This is a genomic window from Bacteroides faecichinchillae JCM 17102 (assembly GCF_000614145.1).
In the GTDB taxonomy this organism is placed as follows: domain Bacteria; phylum Bacteroidota; class Bacteroidia; order Bacteroidales; family Bacteroidaceae; genus Bacteroides; species Bacteroides faecichinchillae.
Genome location: NZ_BAKK01000025.1, coordinates 47,951 through 68,037, shown reverse-complemented (window position 1 = coordinate 68,037; position 20,087 = coordinate 47,951). Strand labels below are relative to the sequence as shown.

Sequence of the window (20,087 nt, the reverse complement as noted above, 5' to 3'; positions counted from 1 at the left end):
AGATATGAAAGATTTTGATGTTATCATTATTGGCTTTGGCAAAGGAGGAAAGACGCTTGCCGCTGAGTTCGCAAAACGTGGTAAGAAGGTAGCTGTTGTTGAACGTTCTGAGAAGATGTACGGAGGTACATGTATTAATATTGGATGTATCCCGACTAAAACATTAGTACATCAGGCAAAGATAGCTTCTGGCATGAAGGGACTTACTTTTGAAGAAAAGAGTGAATTTTATCGTCAGGCTATTTCTATAAAAGAAGAAGTAACAAGTTTGCTTCGGAATAAAAACTTTCATAATTTGGCTGATCATCCAATGTTACAGTTTATACAGGGATGGGGTCTTTTGTTTCCCCGAACGAGATTTCTGTACGTACAGCTACAGAAGAATTTATATTGAAAGCCGAACAGATTATTATCAATACAGGGGCAGAAGCGGTAATTCCTCCTATAGAAGGAATTACTGATAATCCATTTGTGTATACCAGTACTTCAATCATGGAACTTACCACTCTTCCTCGTCATTTGGTCATTGTAGGCGGTGGTTATATCGGATTGGAATTTTCTTCGATGTTTGCCTCATTTGGTTCGCAAGTGACAGTGCTCGAAGGATATTCGGAATTGATATTACGTGAAGATCGTGATATTGCTGCCAGTGTCCAGGAAACATTAGAGAAGAAAGGCGTTGCATTCCGTTTAAATGCAAAAGTACAGTCAGTAAAGTATGTAGATCAGAAAGCCATAGTTACTTTTGGAGATTCTCTGACAAACGAAGTGTTTGAACTTGAAGCTGATGCGGTGCTTTTGGCTACAGGACGTCGTCCTAATACTGAAGGACTCAATTTGAAAGTAGCAGGAGTAGATGTAGATGCGCGTGGAGCCATTATTGTGGATGAATATTTGAAAACTACGAATCCAGATATACGGGCTGTGGGTGACGTGAAAGGCGGATTACAGTTTACTTATATCTCTTTGGATGACTATCGAATTGTGCGTGAAGATTTGTTTGGTAAGAAAGAAAAGAAGATGACAGATCGTAATCCTGTTAGTTACTCGGTATTTATTGACCCACCATTGTCACGTATCGGGATCAATGAGGAGGAAGCACGCAAACAAAATCTGGATGTTGTCATTAAGAAATTACCTGTAATGGCAATACCGAGAGCTAAAACATTAGGAGAAACTGATGGGCTACTAAAAGCTGTTATTGATAAGGAAAGTGGTATGATATTGGGGGTCACGTTGTTTGCTCCTGACTCTAGTGAAGTGATTAATGAGGTTGCCATTGCAATGAAGACAGGTCAGGATTATACTTTCTTGCGTGATTTTATATTTACTCACCCTAGCATGAGCGAAGCTCTTAATGATTTATTTACCTAAAACTAGTTGTCCCGGACGTACATCTGGGTATTACCGAGACGTACGTCTGGGGATGTCCCACATGTACGTCTGGAGAAAGTAGATCTTACTGAAATATGTAGTTATCGTATATCATTTGTCGGAACGGTTAGTAATAAAGTATTGTATGGTTTAAGTTAGCTGTACGAACAAAAAATGATAATTTGTGTTTAATTTACTATAAGATGTGTATCTTTGTAGCAAATTATAAACACGTAAATTTATGAAAAAGATTTTTAGTGCATTGTTGGTTGCTGTATGTATCTGTATGGCAATGCCTACCCAAGCTCAAATAAATTTTGGTGTAAAGGGTGGTTTGAACTTGTCAAAAGCAAGTTTCTCAAAGGCTGACTTTAAGAAAGATAACTTTACCGGTTTCTTTATTGGTCCAATGGCCGAGTTTAAAATTCCTGTGGTGGGCTTAGGATTGGACGGAGCTTTATTGTTTTCCCAACGAGGTATAGAAGTAGAAGGAACAAAAATCAAACAGAACGGATTGGATATTCCTATTAATCTGAAATATAACATTGGTCTGGGAAGTCTGTTGGGAGTTTATCTGGCTGCAGGTCCTGATTTCTATTTCGACTTTGAAAAGAACAAGCAAGTTTGGGATGCTGACGACTATAGAATAAGAACTGATAAGAAAAGGACAGAGGTGGGTATCAATCTGGGTGCCGGTGTGAAGTTGGTAAACCATTTACAGGTCGGATTCAATTATAATATCCCGTTAGGAGATTCTGCTAAACTTATTGATAGTGATGCAGAAAGTGCTTCTTATAAAACTAAGACTTGGCAAGTTTCCATTGCTTACCTTTTCTAGTAGATTATATTTATTAAGATATGAATTAGAAGCTTCCGACTTTCGGAAGCTTTTTTTTTTTATCTTTGTCGCAACAATGAATAAATATGTAGATGTAATATTACCGCTCCCGCTTCCGAAATGCTTTACTTACGTACTCCCGGATGAATTTGCGGAAGAAGTGAAGATAGGTTGTCGGGTGATTGTGCCTTTCGGACGGAAGAAGTATTATACGGCAATTGTCCGTAATGTACATTTTTCTGCCCCGAGAGAATATGAGGTAAAGGAAATATCTGCATTGCTGGACGCTTCTCCTATTTTACTACCAACTCAATTTAAATTTTGGGAATGGATAGCAGATTATTATCTCTGCACACAAGGAGATGTTTATAAAGCGGCACTTCCATCCGGATTAAAGTTAGAAAGCGAGACCATTGTAGAGTATAATCCCGATTTTGAAGCGGATGCACCATTATCCGAGCGAGAACAGAAGATATTGGATTTACTTTCTGTAGATCCGCAACAATGTGTCACAAAATTAGAGAAGGAAAGCGAACTGAAGAATATTTTGTCTGTTGTCAAATCCTTGCTTGATAAAGAAGCAATTTTTGTGAAAGAAGAATTGCGTCGTACGTATAAGCCCAAAACTGAAGCGAGAGTACGTTTAGCAGGCGTAGCAGATGAAAGACGTCTCCACATCCTTTTTGATATCCTTTCACGTGCTCCGAAGCAGTTGGCATTATTGATGAAATATGTAGAGTGTTCCAGTGTTTTGGGAAGAGAAAAACCAAAAGAAGTTTCTAAGAAGGAGCTTTTACAGCAGGCAGGCGTATCTCCTGCTATTTTAAATGGACTGGTCGAAAAAAAAATATTTGAAATTTACTATCGCGAGATTGGCCGGTTGAATAGGGAAGTAAATATTGCCGGTGAATTAAATCCTTTAAATGAGTTTCAGCAACGAGCGCATGATGAAATCAAACAGTGTTTTCAAGAAAAGAATGTTTGTTTGCTGCATGGAGTCACTTCCAGTGGAAAGACTGAAATATATATTCACTTGATAGAAGAAACCATTCGTCAGGGAAAACAAGTATTGTATCTATTACCTGAAATAGCATTGACTACTCAGATTACGGAACGTTTACAACGAGTGTTTGGTTCACGTATAGGAATTTATCATTCTAAGTTTCCGGATGCTGAACGAGTTGAGATATGGCAGAAACAACTGGGAGAGAAAGGGTACGATATTATTTTGGGAGTGCGTTCTTCTATTTTCTTGCCTTTCCGAAATCTTGGGCTGGTAATTGTGGATGAAGAGCATGAGAATACCTATAAGCAGCAAGATCCTGCTCCTCGTTATCATGCACGTAGTGCAGCGATTGTATTGGCGACTATGTATGGTGCTAAAACACTGTTGGGTACAGCGACTCCTTCTATTGAAACATGGCAGAATGCAATGCTGGGAAAGTTTGGCTTTGTGCAACTGAAAGAGCGATATAAAGAGATTCAATTGCCCGAAATCATTCCAGTTGATATTAAAGAGTTGCATCGTAAAAAAAGGATGGTCGGACAGTTTTCTCCATTGCTGATACAATATATGAAGGAAGCTTTGGAGCAAAAAGAGCAAGTGATCCTTTTCCAGAATCGGCGAGGATTTGCTCCGATGGTAGAATGCCGGACTTGTGGATGGGTGCCGAAATGTAAAAACTGTGATGTGAGCCTGACCTATCATAAAGGGATTAATCAGCTTACGTGTCACTATTGCGGTTATACGTACCAACTTCCTAAGGCCTGTCCCGCTTGTGAAGGGACTGAATTAGTGAATCGAGGATTTGGAACGGAAAAGATAGAAGATGATATCAAAGTTATTTTTCCGGAGGCGGCTGTAGCACGAATGGACTTGGACACAACTCGTACCCGCTCGGCGTATGAAAAAATTATAGCAGACTTTGAACAAGGAAAGACAGATATACTGATTGGAACACAAATGGTTTCAAAAGGATTGGATTTTGACCATGTAAGTGTGGTTGGTATCTTAAATGCTGACACAATGTTGAATTATCCGGACTTTCGTTCTTACGAACGAGCGTTTCAATTGATGGCGCAAGTGGCCGGACGTGCTGGACGTAAGAACAAACGGGGAAGGGTAGTGTTGCAAACGAAAAGTATTGATCATCCTATTATTTATCAGGTGATTGGTAATAATTATGAAGAAATGGTGAATGGACAATTGGCAGAACGCCAGATGTTTCATTATCCACCCTATTACCGGCTAATCTATGTATATTTGAAGAACCATAATGAGTCTCTGTTGGATCAGATGGCTACTGTAATGGCGGATAAATTGAGGACTGTATTTGGTAATCGGGTGCTGGGACCGGATAAACCTCCGGTAGCCCGGATTCAGACCTTGTTTATTAAAAAGATTGTGGTCAAGATTGAACAGAATGCCCCGATGGGACGTGCGAGGGAACTGCTGTTACGTATCCAACGGGAAATGCTAGAGGATGAACGGTATAAATCACTGATTATTTATTATGATATGGACCCTATGTAAAATTATATAATCACTTTAAATTTATTTACTATGACACGATTTTCTATTCTTTGCTTGTTGGGATTGTTTAGCACTAGTATGTTGTTTGCCCAAAATGGAGTGACTCAATGTGGAACGCCTACCGGTCAGCCTCGTTTTCCTCTGAATACTTATCAGGAGTTACCTGATCCGGCTACTCCCTCTGCTGAAGAGTGGGCAACTGTTTCTACTCCCAAAGCCTCATGGGGGAGTATCGACTATCGGTATGCAAAACGCATGATTCCAACGAAAGGATTGCAAAAGGTATCTGTTTTGCAGGGATGGCGTGGTGAACGAGTAAATGCACAGGCAGTAGTATGGACAGGTGAGGATATTCAGAATTTGAATCTTAGCCTCACAGGTTTTAAGAGTTCGAAAGGAGCAGTGCTTCCGGCAGATGCTTGCACAGCTGCTTTTATGCGTTATGTAATGACGGATCAATTGAATCTAAATGGTAAGGGAGGTTGTGGAAATAGACCGGACCACTCTCTTTTTGATTCTTTGTTGGTAGCGGATATGATTGATCCGGATCTGAAGAGTATGAAACTTCCTGCTCGTACTTCACAACCTATCTGGGTGCAGTGCTGGATCCCCCAATCTACTACACCGGGTATGTATAAAGGTAATTTATTGGTGAAGGATGGAGAAAAGCTAATTGCTAGCCTTCCTCTGGAAATTAAAGTTTCTTCACGCGAACTTCCTCAACCTTCGGAATGGGCTTATCATCTTGATTTGTGGCAAAATCCATTTGCAGTAGCTCGTTATTATCAAGTTCCACTTTGGAGTCAGGCACATATGGATGCTATGCGTCCTTTAATGAAGATGTTAGCGGATGCTGGACAAAAGATTATTACTACTTCAATCATGCACAAACCTTGGAATGGCCAGACAGAAGATTATTTTGAGTCAATGGTTACTTGGCTGAAGCGCGCAGACGGTACATGGGCTTTTGACTATACGGTTTTTGACCGTTGGGTGGAATTTATGATGGGAGTAGGTATCAATAAACAGATTAATTGTTACTCCATGGTTCCTTGGAAATTGTCTTTCCAGTATTTTGATCAGGCAACAAATTCTTTGCAATTTGTAACGACTGCCCCCGGAGAGCCGGCTTATGAAGAAATGTGGATGGCTATGCTTACTTCATTTGCTAAACACCTCAAAGAGAAGGGATGGTTTGATATTTGTACCATTGCCATGGATGAGAGGCCAATGGAAGTGATGCAGAAAACATTGAAAGTGATTCGTAAAGCCGATCCGGATTTCAAAGTCTCATTGGCAGGAAACTATCACGAACAAATTGAAAAGGATTTGTATGACTACTGTATCGCTATCGGACAGAATTTCCCTGAAGATGTACGGATTCGTCGTGCGGCAGAAAATAAGCGTACTACGTATTATACTTGTTGTTCGGAAGCGCATCCTAACACCTTTACTTTCTCTGATCCGGCTGAGGCTGTTTGGATTAGTTTCTATTCCTCAAAGAAACATTTGGATGGGTATTTGCGTTGGGCATACAACAGTTGGCCTTTGGAACCATTGCTAGATTCCCGTTTCCGTAGTTGGGCAGGTGGAGATACTTATCTGGTATATCCGGGAGCCCGTAGTTGCCTTCGTTTTGAACGTTTGATTGAGGGTATACAAGCTCATGAGAAGATTCGTATTCTTCGTCAGGAATTTCAAGAAAAAGGGAATGAGGCCGGTTTAAGAAAAATAGAAAAAATGCTGGTTCCGTTTAATTTAGGTGATATGCCGGAGATTCCGGCAGCGACAACGGTGAACCGGGCGTATAGTATATTAAATTCATTTTAATAAAGAAAGGATAAAATGGTAAAGATCTTATTTGTGTGTTTGGGAAATATCTGTCGTAGTTCTACGGCAGAAGGAATCATGCTTCATTTAATAAAGGAAGCGGGATTGGAACAAGAATTTGTGATTGATTCCGCAGGGATTCTTTCATATCATCAGGGAGAGCTTCCCGACAGTAGAATGCGTGCTCATGCTGCTCGTCGGGGATATCAGTTAGTGCATCGCTCCCGTCCGGTACGTACAGAAGATTTTTATCATTTTGATTTGATTATTGGTATGGATGATCGTAATATCGATGATTTGAAAGATAAAGCTCCTTCTCCGGAAGAGTGGACGAAGATTCATCGTATGACGGAATATTGCACACGAATTCCTGCGGATCATGTACCCGATCCTTACTATGGTGGTGCTGAGGGCTTCGAGTATGTACTCGATGTCCTTGAAGATGCTTGTGTGGGGTTGCTTACTTCTTTAACTCAGGATAACTGATTCGAGTATGATAAGCAATTTTTAGCTTTTCTTTAAATACTGATTTAATGATCGCAATATCTTTAAAAGTAATCGGACATTCTTTGAAATAACCTTCAGCAACCTGAGAGTCGATAATCTTATCCACCAGGTTGCTGATACTTTCTTCTGTATATTCAGGTAGACTGCGGGAAGCCGCTTCAACAGCGTCTGCCATCATTAGGATAGCTTGTTCCTTTGTAAAAGGATTCGGTCCCGGATACGTAAATAGTTCTTCATCTGGTTCTTCACCCGGATGTTCGTTTTTCCAGGAGATATAGAAAAACTTCGTTTTCCCACGTCCATGATGGGTGCTGATAAAATCCTTGATTACTTTAGGTAGGTTATGCTTATCTGCCAATTTCAATCCATCTGTGACATGACTAATAACAACTTGCGAACTTTGTTCGTGGCTCAAGTTTTTATGTGGATTGACTCCACCGGATTGATTCTCCGTAAAGAAAGCCGGGCTTTCCATTTACCGATATCATGATATAATGCGCCTGTACGTACCAGTTGACTCTTTGCTCCGATTCGTATAGCAGCTTCTGCGGCAAGATTGGCTACCTGCATAGAATGTTGGAAAGTTCCGGGAACAGTTTCAGACATTTGTCGGAGAAGATCATTGTTGATATTGGAGAGTTCTATTAGCGTAACGTTGGACGTAAATCCGAATGTCTTTTCCAATATGAACAATAATGGGTATGCAAATAGTAAAAGGATACCATTCGTTATAAAATGAGTGTACATTCGGACATTCAATTTTGAGAAATCATTGGAGAGTCCATTTTCAGTCATGAGCTCAAAAGAGAAATAGATGGCAGCATAGGTCAGTATTACTAATAATGCCGTTCGGAAAAGTTGCGATCTCTGAGAGAGTTCCCGTAGACTGAATATAGCGACTAATCCGGCTGCCAACTGAGTGAGGATAAACTCATGTGGAAAACGGAGTGATATGGAACAGAGTAGGATGGTGACCGTATGTGTCACGAAAGCGGTACGTGAATCTAGGAATACGCGAATGATAATCGGTAACATCGCATAAGGGATTATGTACACATTTGATAGATTATGTGTCACCATAAAGGCGGTAACTATATTGTAAAAGACGATCAATGTAAAGAGTAGTGACAGACTTCCTTTACGTTGATAATAGTCTTTTCGGAATAGGTCCAAGTAAAGCATGAAACACATGATCAAAATACCGACAAATAGAATTTGTCCTCCAAGTATGAGGCGGCTTTGTCCGATTGATTCATTTCGTTTGATAGATTCTTTACGCAATGATTCGAGAATGTTATATGTCTCTGGCGTTATCATTTCCCCACGATCGACGATTTTCTGTCCGCTTACCACAAGTCCGTTTGCCCATGGATAGTTACTTAGTATTTCTTTTTGAGCAGTTTCGGTTCGTTGTTGGTCGAAGATAAGGTTCGGGGTGATATATTCATTCAAGGCACATTGACGCAATATATCTTTATTTAAATGAAGTGAGTCTGCTTGGGCTAATAAATGTTCGTAGGCTTTCTTTACCGTATAAAGATGATCGGTGCTTCGTGGATTGGCAAGCTTATCATCAATAACCAGAATGGAAGTGACGCTATCCTTATGGAGTTCTTGCATATTTTCTGTCGATACAATTCCTGATTCATAGATGTCTTTCAGCATTCGTTCAATGTATCGCAGATAATCGGTAGAAGGAAGAATGCCCTTCAAATTGGCATGATAATTCTCTTTCAGTTTGTTTAATGCATCCTTTTCTATTGATTTCTGGAATTGATAATAAGGTTGGAAGGATGCCATCAGACTATCCTGTTCCCGTTTAACGGTCGCGTCTTCTTTATATATAGGAAAGTTGAAAGTAGCAATTAATTGTCCGTACTTCCAAGGCTTGTTTATATCATACTGATAATTGAATTTTCCATCACGTGGCAGGAAATAGACAATTAATGCTACAGTCCCTACAAATAGTAGGGCTTTATAGAGTAAATCTCTCCAAGAGAAGCTTCTTTTCTTCTTTAGATGTTCCATAACCGTTTAAATTTTGGCGAAAAGTACAAAAAAAAACAATAGTGTGGAAAAAAAGATTTAATTTTGCCGTGATTTACCTATACTAACCCAAATTATGGCAGAAAGAAAAGTAAGAGTTCGTTTTGCTCCAAGTCCAACAGGAGCATTGCACATCGGTGGTGTGCGTACAGCTTTATATAATTATTTATTTGCACGTCAGCACGACGGAGATTTGATTTTTCGTATTGAAGATACTGATTCTAACCGTTTTGTTCCGGGTGCAGAGGAGTATATACTTGAATCTTTTAAGTGGTTGGGTATTCACTTTGACGAAGGGGTAAGCTTCGGAGGTGAACACGGTCCGTACCGTCAGTCTGAACGTCGCGAGATCTATAAGAAATATGTGCAGATTTTGTTAGATAGTGATAAAGCATACATTGCTTTTGATACTCCTGAAGAATTGGATGCTAAACGTGAAGAGATTGCTAACTTTCAATACGATGCTTCTACCCGTGGTATGATGCGTAATTCGCTGACTTTGGCTAAAGAGGAAGTGGATGCTTTGATTGCGGAAGGTAAGCAATACGTGGTTCGTTTCAAGATAGAACCGAATGAAGATGTACATGTGAATGATTTAATTCGTGGTGAAGTAATTATTAATTCGTCTATTTTGGATGATAAAGTTCTCTATAAGTCTGCAGATGAGTTGCCTACTTATCATTTGGCAAATATCGTGGATGATCATTTGATGCAAGTATCTCATGTAATTCGTGGTGAAGAATGGTTACCTTCAGCTCCGTTGCATGTTTTGTTATATCGTGCTTTTGGTTGGGAAGATACCATGCCGCAATTCGCTCACTTACCTTTACTCCTCAAGCCAGAAGGAAATGGAAAATTAAGTAAGCGTGATGGCGACCGTTTAGGCTTTCCGGTATTTCCGTTGGAATGGCATGATCCGAAGTCTGGAGAAATCTCTTCTGGTTATCGTGAATCCGGTTATCTGCCTGAAGCGGTAATTAATTTCCTTGCTTTGCTGGGATGGAATCCGGGAAATGATCAGGAAGTGATGTCGATGGATGAGTTGATTCAGTTGTTTGATCTTCACCGTTGCAGTAAATCGGGAGCTAAATTTGATTATAAGAAAGGAATTTGGTTTAATCATCAATATATTCAACAGAAACCGAATGAGGAGATTGCTGAACTGTTTTTGCCTGTATTGAAGGAACATGGTGTGGAAGTTCCTTTTGAAAAGGTAGTTACGGTTGTCGGTATGATGAAAGACCGGGTAAGTTTCATTAAAGAATTATGGGATGTATGCAGTTTCTTCTTTGTTGCACCTACTGAATATGATGAAAAAACGGTAAAGAAGCGCTGGAAAGAAGATTCAGCTAAGTGTATGACCGAATTAGCGGAAGTGATTGCTGGAATTGAGGATTTTAGTATTGAAGGGCAGGAAAAAGTTGTTATGGACTGGATTGCGGAAAGAGGATATCATACAGGTAATATCATGAATGCCTTTCGTTTGACATTGGTTGGCGAAGGAAAAGGTCCGCACATGTTCGATATTTCTTGGGTATTGGGTAAAGAAGAAACATTGGCTCGTATGAAACGTGCCGTAGAGGTATTGAAGTAAACACAACACTATGCTTTACAACCTGGCAATAGTCATTTATGACTTTCTGGTCCATTTAGCTGCACCGTTTAGCCGTAAGCCCCGGAAAATGATGAAGGGGCATTGGGTGGTATATGAACTTCTGCGTCAGCAAGTGGAAAAAGGGGAACGATATATTTGGTTTCATGCTGCTTCATTGGGGGAATTTGAACAAGGACGTCCATTAATCGAAATGATCCGGGCAAAGTATCCGGATTATAAGATTTTGCTGACATTCTTTTCTCCGTCTGGTTATGAAGTTCGTAAGCATTATAGAGGGGCAGATATCGTTTGTTACCTGCCTTTTGATAAGCCACGAAATGTGAAAAAATTCTTGGATATTGCGAATCCTTGTATGGCGTTCTTTATAAAATATGAATTTTGGAAGAATTATCTAGATGAACTGCATAAACGCCGTATTCCAGTATATAGTGTTTCTTCTATTTTTCGTCGAGATCAAATCTTTTTTAAATGGTATGGAGGAACTTATCGGAATGTATTGAAGGACTTCGATCACTTGTTTGTGCAGAATGAGGCTTCCAAACGTTACTTGTCTAGGATTGGTATTGGACGTGTAACTGTGGTGGGGGATACTCGTTTTGACCGGGTGTTACAGATTCGCCAGGAAGCTAAGGATCTTCCATTGGTTGAGAAATTTAAAGGAAATAACTCTTTTACATTTGTCGCTGGAAGTTCATGGGGACCGGATGAAGATATATTTCTTGAGTATTTCAATTCTCATCCGGAAATGAAATTGATTATTGCTCCCCATGTCATTGAGGAGAACCATCTGGTTGAGATAATTAGCAAATTGAAACGTCCGTATGTCCGTTATACTCGTGCTGATGAGAAGAATGTATTGAAAGTAGATTGTTTAATTATCGACTGTTTCGGATTGCTTTCTTCTATTTACAGGTATGGTGAAATCGCTTACATTGGAGGTGGTTTTGGAGTTGGCATTCATAATACATTGGAAGCTGCTGTTTATGGTATTCCGGTTATTTTTGGTCCAAAGTATCAGAAGTTCATGGAAGCAATTCAGTTACTCGAAGCGAAAGGCGCATATTCTATTAAAGATTATGAGGATTTGAAAAAACTTTTAGATCGTTTTCAATCGGATGAAGTTTTCTTACGTGAAACGGGTGATAATGCAGGGTATTATGTGACAAGTAATTCCGGAGCTGCAGAGAAAATAATGCATATGATTAACTTCTAAATATAAGTTGAAGGGTACTGTGAAAAACAGTACCTTTCAATCTGTAATCTTTTGGACGCTAATAATTGTGTTTAAAAAGGTGAATTGGTAAAGTTTTTGATCTTTTTCTAAAGCAATATTTTGTTATTTATACCATTGTGAGTACATTAAATAGTTGTGAGCAATCTTTTGATTTAGTTCTTTTGCTTGTTCCGGATCTACTTTTTTGATAAATTTAGCCGGCACTCCTCCCCAGATACTACCAGGTTCAATTACCGTATTGCTTAATACTAGAGAACCGGCAGCAACTATTGCTCCTTCCCCTACTATAGCATGATCTAATATTGTTGACCCCATTCCAATCAAAGCATAGTCTTTGATAGTTGCTCCATGAATGGTTACATTGTGTCCAACAGAAACATGATCACCGATTTCAAGAGTCGATTTCTCATATAAAGTATGTAGAACACTTCCGTCTTGGATATTTACTCCGTTGCCAATTCGTATGGAATTGACATCTCCACGTAAGACGGTACAAAACCAGATGCTACAGTCATTTCCTATCTTAACATCTCCTATGATGGTTGCATTGTCTGCTAAAAAACAGTTTTCTCCGATTTCGGGAGTAAATCCTCGTACTGATTTGATTAAAGCCATAAATCTTTGGTTATAATAATGTTTCTAATTTAATATGTTATAATATGTTGTTCTTCCTCCCTCTGGATGTCGTGAAATTTATAACGGAAGTCTTGTATAATTCGCATCTGAAGTAGAGCAAGATTTGTTTTAAATGGAAGAGGTAGCTTTTTGTAGCCAGTTTTTCTCTTCTTCGTTGAGATGTGGAGAAAGTTTTTCATAAACAGTTTGATGATAATCATTAAACCACTTAATTTCTTCTTCTGTTAGTATCTCTTTGATAATTCCTTTCTTGCAGATAGGACATAAAGTGAGTGTTTCGAATCTGAAATATTCTCCAAACATGCCTTCTTTATCTTTGCAAACTAATATCAGATTTTCTGTACGTATTCCATGACTGCCTGATTTATATATACCAGGTTCATTAGAGGTAACCATACCGGGTTGTAACACAACAGGATTTTCGTTCATGCGGATACTTTGGGGACCTTCATGTACACTTAGAAAATGCCCGACGCCATGTCCTGTACCATGAAGGAAGTTCATTCCATGCTTCCAGATTGGCATACGGGCTAATACATCGAGTTGTGCACCTCGGGTACCATTTGGAAATTTGGCCATAGCCAGTGCTATATGTCCTTTTAATATTAAGGTATAGTCGTTTTTTTCTTCTTCTGTAAGTTCTCCTAGTGCAATAGTACGGGTGATGTCGGTAGTTCCATCTAAGTATTGAGCACCTGAATCTAAAAGTAGAAAGCCTTTAGGCAAAAGAGTTGCATTACTTTCCGAGGTAGCAGAATAGTGCACAATGGCTGCATGCTCCTTATATCCAGCAATCGTATCGAAACTTTCTCCCATATAAAGCGGTTGGGCTGCTCGAAAATCATGTAGCTTTTTATCAATGCTTAATTCAGTCTCTTTTTCTGAAGGAACAGCTTCTTCCAACCATTTCAAAAATCTTACTAATGCTACTCCATCTCTTTGCATGGCAGCATGTATACCACTAATTTCCTGCTCATTGCGGATAGCTTTCAACAGACTAACCGGTGATTCTCTCCGGATGATCGAACATTGAGGAGGAATGGTTGAGTAAATGGCATAATTTGTTTTCTTGGGATCGATAAGTAGGTTCTTCCCTGTATACGAGTTTAGGAAAGTTTCAACATCATTGTAATCTCGGAGATTGATATGCTCCTTCTTTAAATACTTTTCAACTTCTTTAGTAACTTTCTCTGGTGAAATGAAAAAGACAACTTCGTCTTGAGTAATCAGTAAGTAGCTTATGACAACCGGATTGCAATGAACATCATTACCTCTTAAGTTGAGAGTCCATGCTATTTCATCGAGAGCTGATAGCAATAAAGCATCGATACCTTGCTTTTTTAGCTCATTGCGAAGAATTTCCACTTTTTCACTGCAACTTTTTCCCGCATATTGGAGTTCATAGATGAAAGCCGGTGCTTTGGGCATGGCGGGACGATTTTTCCAGATATAATCCATGAGGTCACCGGATAGATCCACATGGATATTATGAACAGCAAGTTCTTTCTTTATCTGTTCTATTTGAAGTACGGAAAACATCTTTCCATCGATACCAATTGATTCTCCAGACTTTAAATTGTCGCATAGAAAATCGGTGATACTGGGTGTGTCGGGTAGCATTTCTTTAAATAGTGTAATATCGCTACCCTCTAATTCTTCAGCTGCTTGAAGGAAATATCGGGAATCAGTCCATAAACCGGCTTTGTCTTCCAAAACAACAACTGTTCCTGCAGAACCTGTGAAGCCGGAAATCCATTCACGTGATTTCCAATGCGGTGCTACATACTCACTTAGATGAGGATCGGTACTTGGAATAATAAAAGCCTTTATATGGTTAGGCTTGAACATCATCCGTAATGCTTGTATCCGTTCTTTTATATTCTCTTTCATACATTATTATATTATTAGATACATAAGTGAATTCAAAGGTAATAACTTTCCATGGTTAATGGCTTGTTTATGAATAGTTTTTGAGAAATATTTGCCGAAAGTTTTGTGAATAAAGAAACTATGTGTAATTTTGCGGCGCAATTTGACTGCAGAAATTTTTAACCATAACATATTTAATAAAAACAAAATGATTGTAGTACCTGTAAAAGAAGGCGAAAACATTGAAAAAGCGCTGAAGAAGTTTAAAAGAAAATTTGAGAAAACTGGCATTGTAAAGGAGTTGAGAAGCAGACAGCAGTTTGATAAACCGTCTGTAACTAAAAGACTTAAAAAAGAACGTGCAGTATACGTACAACAACTTCAGCAAGTAGAAGATTAATAATTCGTAAATTCCTTTGAATTATTGAATTCTTTTCATACATTCGTTGCAAGATTTTAGATGTAGCGATATTATGTTGATAGAATCTTTTCTTGATTATCTCCGGTATGAACGGAATTATTCCGATAAAACCGTACTTGCGTATGGTGAGGATATAAAGCAACTACAGGAGTTTGCTCAGGAAGAGTACGGAAAATTTGATCCGCTGGAGGTGGAAAGTGAACTGATTCGTGAATGGATTGTTTCATTAATGGATCAGGGGTATACTTCTACTTCTGTAAATCGTAAGCTAAGTTCGCTCCGGTCGTTTTATAAGTATCTTTTAAGGCAAGGGGAAGTGGCTGTGGATCCGTTACGTAAAATAACGGGCCCTAAAAATAAGAAACCACTACCCGTTTTTCTTAAAGAAAGTGAAATGAATAAGTTGTTGGACGAGACCGATTTTGGCGAAGGGTTTATAGGATGTCGAGACCGTTTAATTATCGAAATGTTTTATGCCACAGGTATGAGGCTCTCGGAGTTGATAGGGCTAGATGATAAAGATGTGGATTTTTCGGCTTCTCTTCTGAAAGTGACTGGGAAAAGAAATAAACAGCGATTGATTCCGTTCGGAGACGAACTGCGAGATTTGATGCTGGAATATATTAATGTAAGAAACGAAGCAATTCAAAAAAAGTCAGAAGCTTTATTCGTTAGAGAAACTGGTGAAAGGCTTTATAAGAATTTAGTCTATAATTTAGTGAAACGGAACCTGTCAAAGGTGGTGACGCTGAAAAAAAAGAGTCCTCACGTGTTGAGACATACTTTTGCTACAACGATGTTGAATCATGATGCAGAGTTGGGAGCGGTTAAAGAACTTTTAGGTCACGAGAGTCTTGCGACTACCGAGATTTATACGCACGCCACGTTTGAAGAACTTAAAAAAGTGTATAAACAAGCTCATCCAAGAGCTTAAAAAAAGGAGGTAAGTATGGATATTAGAATTCAATCAATTCACTTTGATGCGTCAGAGCAATTGCAGGCATTTATTCAAAAGAAAGTGTCTAAGTTGGAGAAATATTACGAAGATATAAAGAAAGTAGAGGTGTCATTAAAGGTAATTAAGCCGGAAACTGCTTCTAATAAAGAAGCAGGCATTAAAATACTAATCCCTAACGGGGAATTTTATGCTAGTAAAGTGTGTGATACATTTGAGGAAGCAATAGACTTAGATGTGGAAGCACTTGAAAAACAACTGGTGAAATACAAGGAAAAACAACGTAGCAAATAAAAAAACTGCAAATGTTTTGCGGGAAAGAAATAAATAACTAAATTTGCAGCCGTTTCGCTCGCGTTAGAACGTGACGGTTGCATTTTTAGCTAAACGCCTCTTTAGCTCAGTTGGCCAGAGCACGTGATTTGTAATCTCGGGGTCGTTGGTTCGAATCCGACAAGAGGCTCAAAGATTGATGGAAGTTAATCTAATTCGCTTGGCGAGAAATTGATGAATTGAAAATGAAGAAAGAATAGTCATAAAGAAGAACATAAATATTCAATGTATTGTTCGCTTTTAATTCTTAATTTTTTATGATTCGTTCTTGATTTTAAAAGGGCAAATACCAGAGTGGCCAAATGGGGCAGACTGTAAATCTGCTGGCTTACGCCTTCGGTGGTTCGAATCCATCTTTGCCCACAAACAGAGTGACAACTTTGGCAAGAATGCGGAAGTAGCTCAGTTGATAGAGCATTAGCCTTCCAAGCTGAGGGTCGCGGGTTTGAGTCCCGTCTTCCGCTCTCAATTTTCTTGCTGTTATAGCTCAGTGGTAGAGCACTTCCTTGGTAAGGAAGAGGTCCCGGGTTCAAGTCCCGGTAACAGCTCATAAAAGATGAAAGCTGATTATTAATCAAATAAATAACAAGTAAAGCTATGGCTAAAGAGAAATTTGAACGTACCAAACCGCACGTAAACATTGGTACAATCGGTCACGTAGACCACGGTAAGACAACGTTGACAGCTGCTATCACAACTGTGTTGGCAAAAAAAGGTCTTTCTGAATTGCGTTCTTTCGATTCTATCGATAACGCTCCTGAAGAAAAAGAAAGAGGTATTACTATTAATACTTCACACGTTGAGTATGAAACAGCTAACCGTCACTACGCACACGTTGACTGCCCGGGACACGCTGACTACGTAAAGAATATGGTAACTGGTGCTGCTCAGATGGATGGTGCTATTATCGTTTGTGCTGCAACTGATGGTCCGATGCCTCAGACTCGCGAACATATCTTGTTAGCTCGTCAGGTAAATGTGCCTCGTTTGGTTGTATTTTTGAATAAGTGTGATATGGTTGATGATGCTGAAATGTTGGAACTCGTTGAAATGGAAATGAGAGAACTTCTTTCATTCTATGATTTCGATGGTGACAATACTCCTATCATTCAGGGTTCTGCTCTTGGCGCATTGAACGGTGTTGAAAAATGGGAAGACAAAGTTATGGAATTGATGGATGCAGTTGATACATGGATTCCACTTCCTCCACGTGATGTTGATAAACCTTTCTTGATGCCGGTTGAGGACGTGTTCTCAATCACAGGACGTGGTACTGTAGCAACAGGTCGTATTGAAACTGGTGTTATCCACGTAGGTGATGAAGTAGAAATCCTTGGTTTAGGTGAAGACAAGAAATCTGTTGTAACTGGTGTTGAAATGTTCCGTAAATTGTTGGATCAAGGTGAAGCTGGTGACAACGTAGGTTTATTGCTTCGTGGTATCGACAAGAACGAAATCAAACGTGGTATGGTTCTTTGTAAACCAGGTCAGATTAAACCGCACTCTAAATTTAAAGCTGAGGTTTATATCTTGAAAAAAGAAGAAGGTGGTCGTCATACTCCATTCCATAACAAATATCGTCCTCAGTTCTATTTACGTACTATGGACTGTACAGGTGAAATCACTTTGCCAGAAGGAACTGAAATGGTAATGCCAGGTGATAACGTTACTATCACAGTAGAATTGATCTACCCTGTAGCATTGAATCCAGGTCTTCGTTTCGCTATCCGCGAAGGTGGACGTACAGTAGGTGCTGGTCAGATTACTGAAATTCTTGACTAATATACTATAATTAATCAGTTCCCGGTTTCGATCGGGAACTGATTATGTACACACGGGAGTAGCTCAGTTGGTAGAGCACCGGTCTCCAAAACCGGGTGTCGGGAGTTCGAGCCTCTCCTCCCGTGCTAATATTATTGAAATGAAAAAGGTAATAACTTATATCAAAGAATCTTACGACGAACTTGTTCATAAAGTATCGTGGCCTACGTATTCCGAACTTGCTAACAGTGCAGTAGTTGTTTTATATGCTTCCCTGCTTATTGCATTGGTGGTATGGGGTATGGATGTCTGTTTCCAGAACTTCATGGAAAAAATTGTTTATCCACATTAAAAAATAGGAATTGAAAATGGCTGAGGTAGAAAAGAATGGTACGTTTTGCGTGCTATTAGCGGAAAAGAAGCTAAGGTAAAAGAGTATCTTGAAGCTGATATTAAAAACAGTGACCTTGGTGAATATGTATCTCAGGTATTGATTCCTACTGAAAAGGTTTACCAGGTTCGCAATGGAAAAAAAATTGTGAAAGAGAGAAGTTATCTTCCTGGGTATGTCTTAGTGGAAGCTGCTTTAGTTGGTGAGGTCGCTCATCATCTGCGCAATACTCCAAATGTGATAGGCTTTTTAGGTGGTTCCGAAAAACCGGTTCCCCTTAGACAATCAGAAGTGAATCGTATACTTGGTACAGTAGACGAACTACAGGAAACGGGTGAAGAACTCAATATTCCTTATGTAGTGGGTGAGACTGTGAAGGTTACTTTTGGCCCTTTCAGCGGATTCAGTGGCATCATTGAAGAAGTGAATAGTGAAAAAAAGAAACTGAAAGTCATGGTGAAAATATTCGGGCGCAAAACGCCGCTTGAATTAGGCTTTATGCAAGTGGAAAAGGAATAACACGGAATTGTTACGCTGTTGTTGTTCTTCGTTTAATGTTTATATATAAATCAATAAAAAAATGGCTAAAGAAGTTGCTGGACTAATCAAATTACAGATTAAAGGAGGCGCTGCAAATCCATCACCTCCCGTTGGACCTGCTCTGGGTTCTAAGGGTATTAATATTATGGAATTTTGCAAGCAATTCAATGCCAGAACCCAAGACAAAGCAGGTAAGATTTTACCTGTTATCATTACTTACTACGCAGATAAGTCTTTCGATTTTGTAATCAAGACTCCTCCCGTTGCCATTCAATTGCTTGAGGTGGCTAAGGTAAAGAGTGGTTCTGCTGAGCCTAACCGTAAGAAAGTTGCCGAGCTTACTTGGGAACAGATTCGTACGATTGCTCAGGACAAAATGGTAGACTTGAACTGTTTTACTGTGGAAGCTGCCATGAGAATGGTTGCAGGTACAGCTAGAAGTATGGGTATCGCTGTAAAAGGGGAGTTCCCGGTTAATAATTAATAAACTTCAATTGTAATGGGTAAACTGACAAAAAATCAAAAGTTAGCTGCAGAAAAAATTGAAGCAGGGAAGGCATACTCACTGAAAGAAGCTGCATCTTTGGTAAAGGAAATCACTTTTTCCAAATTTGATGCTTCATTGGATATTGATGTACGTTTAGGTGTTGATCCACGTAAAGCTAACCAGATGGTGAGAGGTGTTGTTTCACTTCCTCATGGTACTGGTAAGGAAGTACGTGTTTTAGTACTTTGTACACCGGATGCTGAAGCTGCTGCGAAAGAAGCTGGCGCTGACTATGTTGGTCTTGACGAATATATTGAAAAGATCAAAGGTGGATGGACTGATATTGATGTGATTATCACTATGCCATCTATTATGGGTAAAATTGGTGCACTCGGTCGTGTACTTGGTCCTCGTGGATTGATGCCGAACCCTAAGAGTGGTACTGTAACTATGGATGTTGCTAAGGCTGTAAAAGAAGTAAAACAAGGTAAAATTGACTTTAAAGTTGATAAGAGTGGTATCGTTCATACTTCAATTGGTAAAGTTTCATTCAGTGCTGATCAGATTCGTGATAATGCGAAAGAGTTTATCTCTACACTGATTAAACTGAAACCTACTGCAGCAAAAGGTGCATATATTAAGAGTATTTATCTTTCTAGCACAATGAGTGCGGGTATTAAAATTGACCCGAAATCAGTGGAAGAAATCTAATAAAAC

The 20,087-nt window shown here is 39.3% G+C and carries 16 protein-coding genes, 5 tRNA genes and 2 pseudogenes; 20 read left to right on the top strand and 3 right to left on the bottom strand.

Annotated elements, in window-relative coordinates:
• The first annotated feature begins 4 nt into the window (after nucleotides 1-4).
• From JCM17102_RS27610 to JCM17102_RS13225, 5 genes and pseudogenes are all read left to right on the top strand, one after another.
• Nucleotides 5-1,374, top strand: a pseudogene (locus tag JCM17102_RS27610) (FAD-dependent oxidoreductase).
• 241 nt (nucleotides 1,375-1,615) lie between these two features.
• Nucleotides 1,616-2,212 carry a porin family protein gene (locus JCM17102_RS13240; protein WP_025075480.1) on the top strand — a complete coding sequence of 199 codons (597 nt, stop codon included), beginning with the start codon at nucleotides 1,616-1,618 and terminating at the stop codon, nucleotides 2,210-2,212.
• Between the two features lie 76 nt (nucleotides 2,213-2,288).
• Nucleotides 2,289-4,745 (top strand): replication restart helicase PriA, encoded by a 2,457-nt coding sequence (gene priA / locus JCM17102_RS13235; protein WP_025075479.1) that lies wholly within the window; start codon nucleotides 2,289-2,291, stop codon nucleotides 4,743-4,745.
• A gap of 30 nt (nucleotides 4,746-4,775) precedes the next feature.
• Complete coding sequence (locus JCM17102_RS13230; RefSeq protein WP_025075478.1) at nucleotides 4,776-6,575, top strand: DUF4091 domain-containing protein; 1,800 nt, start codon at nucleotides 4,776-4,778, stop codon at nucleotides 6,573-6,575.
• A gap of 15 nt (nucleotides 6,576-6,590) precedes the next feature.
• A complete protein-coding gene (locus JCM17102_RS13225; RefSeq protein WP_025075477.1) occupies nucleotides 6,591-7,061 on the top strand; it encodes a low molecular weight protein-tyrosine-phosphatase in 471 nt (156 codons plus the stop codon).
• Here the strand turns inward: JCM17102_RS13225 and JCM17102_RS27605 are convergent.
• Nucleotides 7,036-9,110: pseudogene (locus JCM17102_RS27605) on the bottom strand (HD family phosphohydrolase). The gene JCM17102_RS13225 and the pseudogene JCM17102_RS27605 overlap by 26 nt on opposite strands.
• Before the next feature lie 94 nt (nucleotides 9,111-9,204).
• Between JCM17102_RS27605 and gltX the strand changes: the two are divergent.
• Nucleotides 9,205-10,722 (top strand): glutamate--tRNA ligase, encoded by a 1,518-nt coding sequence (gltX, locus tag JCM17102_RS13215; RefSeq protein ID WP_025075476.1) that lies wholly within the window; start codon nucleotides 9,205-9,207, stop codon nucleotides 10,720-10,722.
• Between the two features lie 10 nt (nucleotides 10,723-10,732).
• Nucleotides 10,733-11,956: a 3-deoxy-D-manno-octulosonic acid transferase gene (locus JCM17102_RS13210; protein WP_025075475.1), complete on the top strand. Its 1,224-nt coding sequence runs from the start codon at nucleotides 10,733-10,735 to the stop codon at nucleotides 11,954-11,956.
• A gap of 123 nt (nucleotides 11,957-12,079) precedes the next feature.
• Here JCM17102_RS13210 and JCM17102_RS13205 read toward each other — a convergent pair whose 3' ends face one another.
• Both JCM17102_RS13205 and JCM17102_RS13200 read right to left on the bottom strand, forming a co-directional pair.
• Nucleotides 12,080-12,592, bottom strand: a complete 513-nt coding sequence (locus JCM17102_RS13205) for a gamma carbonic anhydrase family protein (protein WP_025075474.1) — start codon at nucleotides 12,590-12,592, stop codon at nucleotides 12,080-12,082.
• A gap of 129 nt (nucleotides 12,593-12,721) precedes the next feature.
• The gene (locus JCM17102_RS13200) at nucleotides 12,722-14,503 is read right to left on the bottom strand and encodes an aminopeptidase P family protein (RefSeq protein ID WP_025075473.1); all 1,782 of its coding nucleotides are present in this window, start codon (nucleotides 14,501-14,503) and stop codon (nucleotides 12,722-12,724) included.
• A gap of 187 nt (nucleotides 14,504-14,690) precedes the next feature.
• Between JCM17102_RS13200 and rpsU the strand changes: the two genes are divergently transcribed.
• The 13 genes from rpsU to rplA all read left to right on the top strand — a co-directional run bounded on the left by rpsU (nucleotide 14,691) and on the right by rplA (nucleotide 20,081).
• Nucleotides 14,691-14,882, top strand: a complete 192-nt coding sequence (rpsU, locus tag JCM17102_RS13195) for a 30S ribosomal protein S21 (protein WP_002558090.1) — start codon at nucleotides 14,691-14,693, stop codon at nucleotides 14,880-14,882.
• Between the two features lie 73 nt (nucleotides 14,883-14,955).
• Nucleotides 14,956-15,837 (top strand): tyrosine recombinase XerC, encoded by an 882-nt coding sequence (xerC, locus tag JCM17102_RS13190; protein ID WP_025075472.1) that lies wholly within the window; start codon nucleotides 14,956-14,958, stop codon nucleotides 15,835-15,837.
• A 15-nt stretch (nucleotides 15,838-15,852) separates the two neighbouring features.
• Nucleotides 15,853-16,152, top strand: a complete 300-nt coding sequence (hpf, locus tag JCM17102_RS13185; RefSeq protein ID WP_025075471.1) for a ribosome hibernation-promoting factor, HPF/YfiA family — start codon at nucleotides 15,853-15,855, stop codon at nucleotides 16,150-16,152.
• A gap of 95 nt (nucleotides 16,153-16,247) precedes the next feature.
• Nucleotides 16,248-16,321 (top strand) — tRNA-Thr (locus JCM17102_RS13180).
• A 150-nt stretch (nucleotides 16,322-16,471) separates the two neighbouring features.
• Nucleotides 16,472-16,554, top strand: a tRNA-Tyr gene (locus tag JCM17102_RS13175).
• Between the two features lie 28 nt (nucleotides 16,555-16,582).
• Nucleotides 16,583-16,655 (top strand) — tRNA-Gly (locus JCM17102_RS13170).
• Nucleotides 16,656-16,667: 12 nt separating this feature from the next.
• Nucleotides 16,668-16,739: transfer RNA gene (locus JCM17102_RS13165), tRNA-Thr, on the top strand.
• A gap of 49 nt (nucleotides 16,740-16,788) precedes the next feature.
• The gene (tuf, locus tag JCM17102_RS13160) at nucleotides 16,789-17,973 is read left to right on the top strand and encodes an elongation factor Tu (RefSeq protein WP_025075470.1); all 1,185 of its coding nucleotides are present in this window, start codon (nucleotides 16,789-16,791) and stop codon (nucleotides 17,971-17,973) included.
• 52 nt (nucleotides 17,974-18,025) lie between these two features.
• Nucleotides 18,026-18,098 (top strand) — tRNA-Trp (locus JCM17102_RS13155).
• A 14-nt stretch (nucleotides 18,099-18,112) separates the two neighbouring features.
• Nucleotides 18,113-18,304: a preprotein translocase subunit SecE gene (gene secE / locus JCM17102_RS13150; protein WP_025075469.1), complete on the top strand. Its 192-nt coding sequence runs from the start codon at nucleotides 18,113-18,115 to the stop codon at nucleotides 18,302-18,304.
• 45 nt (nucleotides 18,305-18,349) lie between these two features.
• Nucleotides 18,350-18,862, top strand: a complete 513-nt coding sequence (nusG, locus tag JCM17102_RS13145) for a transcription termination/antitermination protein NusG (protein WP_025075468.1) — start codon at nucleotides 18,350-18,352, stop codon at nucleotides 18,860-18,862.
• A 61-nt stretch (nucleotides 18,863-18,923) separates the two neighbouring features.
• Nucleotides 18,924-19,367, top strand: coding sequence for a 50S ribosomal protein L11 (gene rplK, locus JCM17102_RS13140; protein WP_004307548.1), 444 nt, complete (start codon nucleotides 18,924-18,926; stop codon nucleotides 19,365-19,367).
• 15 nt (nucleotides 19,368-19,382) lie between these two features.
• Nucleotides 19,383-20,081, top strand: coding sequence for a 50S ribosomal protein L1 (gene rplA / locus JCM17102_RS13135; RefSeq protein WP_025075467.1), 699 nt, complete (start codon nucleotides 19,383-19,385; stop codon nucleotides 20,079-20,081).
• Nucleotides 20,082-20,087: the final 6 nt, after the last annotated feature.

Excerpts from the sequence above, each read along its gene's own strand:
- JCM17102_RS13240 (WP_025075480.1), top strand. The coding sequence starts at position 1,616 with ATGAAAAAGATTTTTAGTGCATTGTTGGTTGCTGTATGTATCTGTATG.
- priA (WP_025075479.1), top strand. The coding sequence starts at position 2,289 with ATGAATAAATATGTAGATGTAATATTACCGCTCCCGCTTCCGAAATGC.
- JCM17102_RS13230 (WP_025075478.1), top strand. The coding sequence starts at position 4,776 with ATGACACGATTTTCTATTCTTTGCTTGTTGGGATTGTTTAGCACTAGT.
- JCM17102_RS13225 (WP_025075477.1), top strand. The coding sequence starts at position 6,591 with ATGGTAAAGATCTTATTTGTGTGTTTGGGAAATATCTGTCGTAGTTCT.
- gltX (WP_025075476.1), top strand. The coding sequence starts at position 9,205 with ATGGCAGAAAGAAAAGTAAGAGTTCGTTTTGCTCCAAGTCCAACAGGA.
- JCM17102_RS13210 (WP_025075475.1), top strand. The coding sequence starts at position 10,733 with ATGCTTTACAACCTGGCAATAGTCATTTATGACTTTCTGGTCCATTTA.
- JCM17102_RS13205 (WP_025075474.1), bottom strand. The coding sequence starts at position 12,592 with ATGGCTTTAATCAAATCAGTACGAGGATTTACTCCCGAAATCGGAGAA.
- JCM17102_RS13200 (WP_025075473.1), bottom strand. The coding sequence starts at position 14,503 with ATGAAAGAGAATATAAAAGAACGGATACAAGCATTACGGATGATGTTC.
- rpsU (WP_002558090.1), top strand. The coding sequence starts at position 14,691 with ATGATTGTAGTACCTGTAAAAGAAGGCGAAAACATTGAAAAAGCGCTG.
- xerC (WP_025075472.1), top strand. The coding sequence starts at position 14,956 with ATGTTGATAGAATCTTTTCTTGATTATCTCCGGTATGAACGGAATTAT.
- hpf (WP_025075471.1), top strand. The coding sequence starts at position 15,853 with ATGGATATTAGAATTCAATCAATTCACTTTGATGCGTCAGAGCAATTG.
- tuf (WP_025075470.1), top strand. The coding sequence starts at position 16,789 with ATGGCTAAAGAGAAATTTGAACGTACCAAACCGCACGTAAACATTGGT.
- secE (WP_025075469.1), top strand. The coding sequence starts at position 18,113 with ATGAAAAAGGTAATAACTTATATCAAAGAATCTTACGACGAACTTGTT.
- rplK (WP_004307548.1), top strand. The coding sequence starts at position 18,924 with ATGGCTAAAGAAGTTGCTGGACTAATCAAATTACAGATTAAAGGAGGC.
- rplA (WP_025075467.1), top strand. The coding sequence starts at position 19,383 with ATGGGTAAACTGACAAAAAATCAAAAGTTAGCTGCAGAAAAAATTGAA.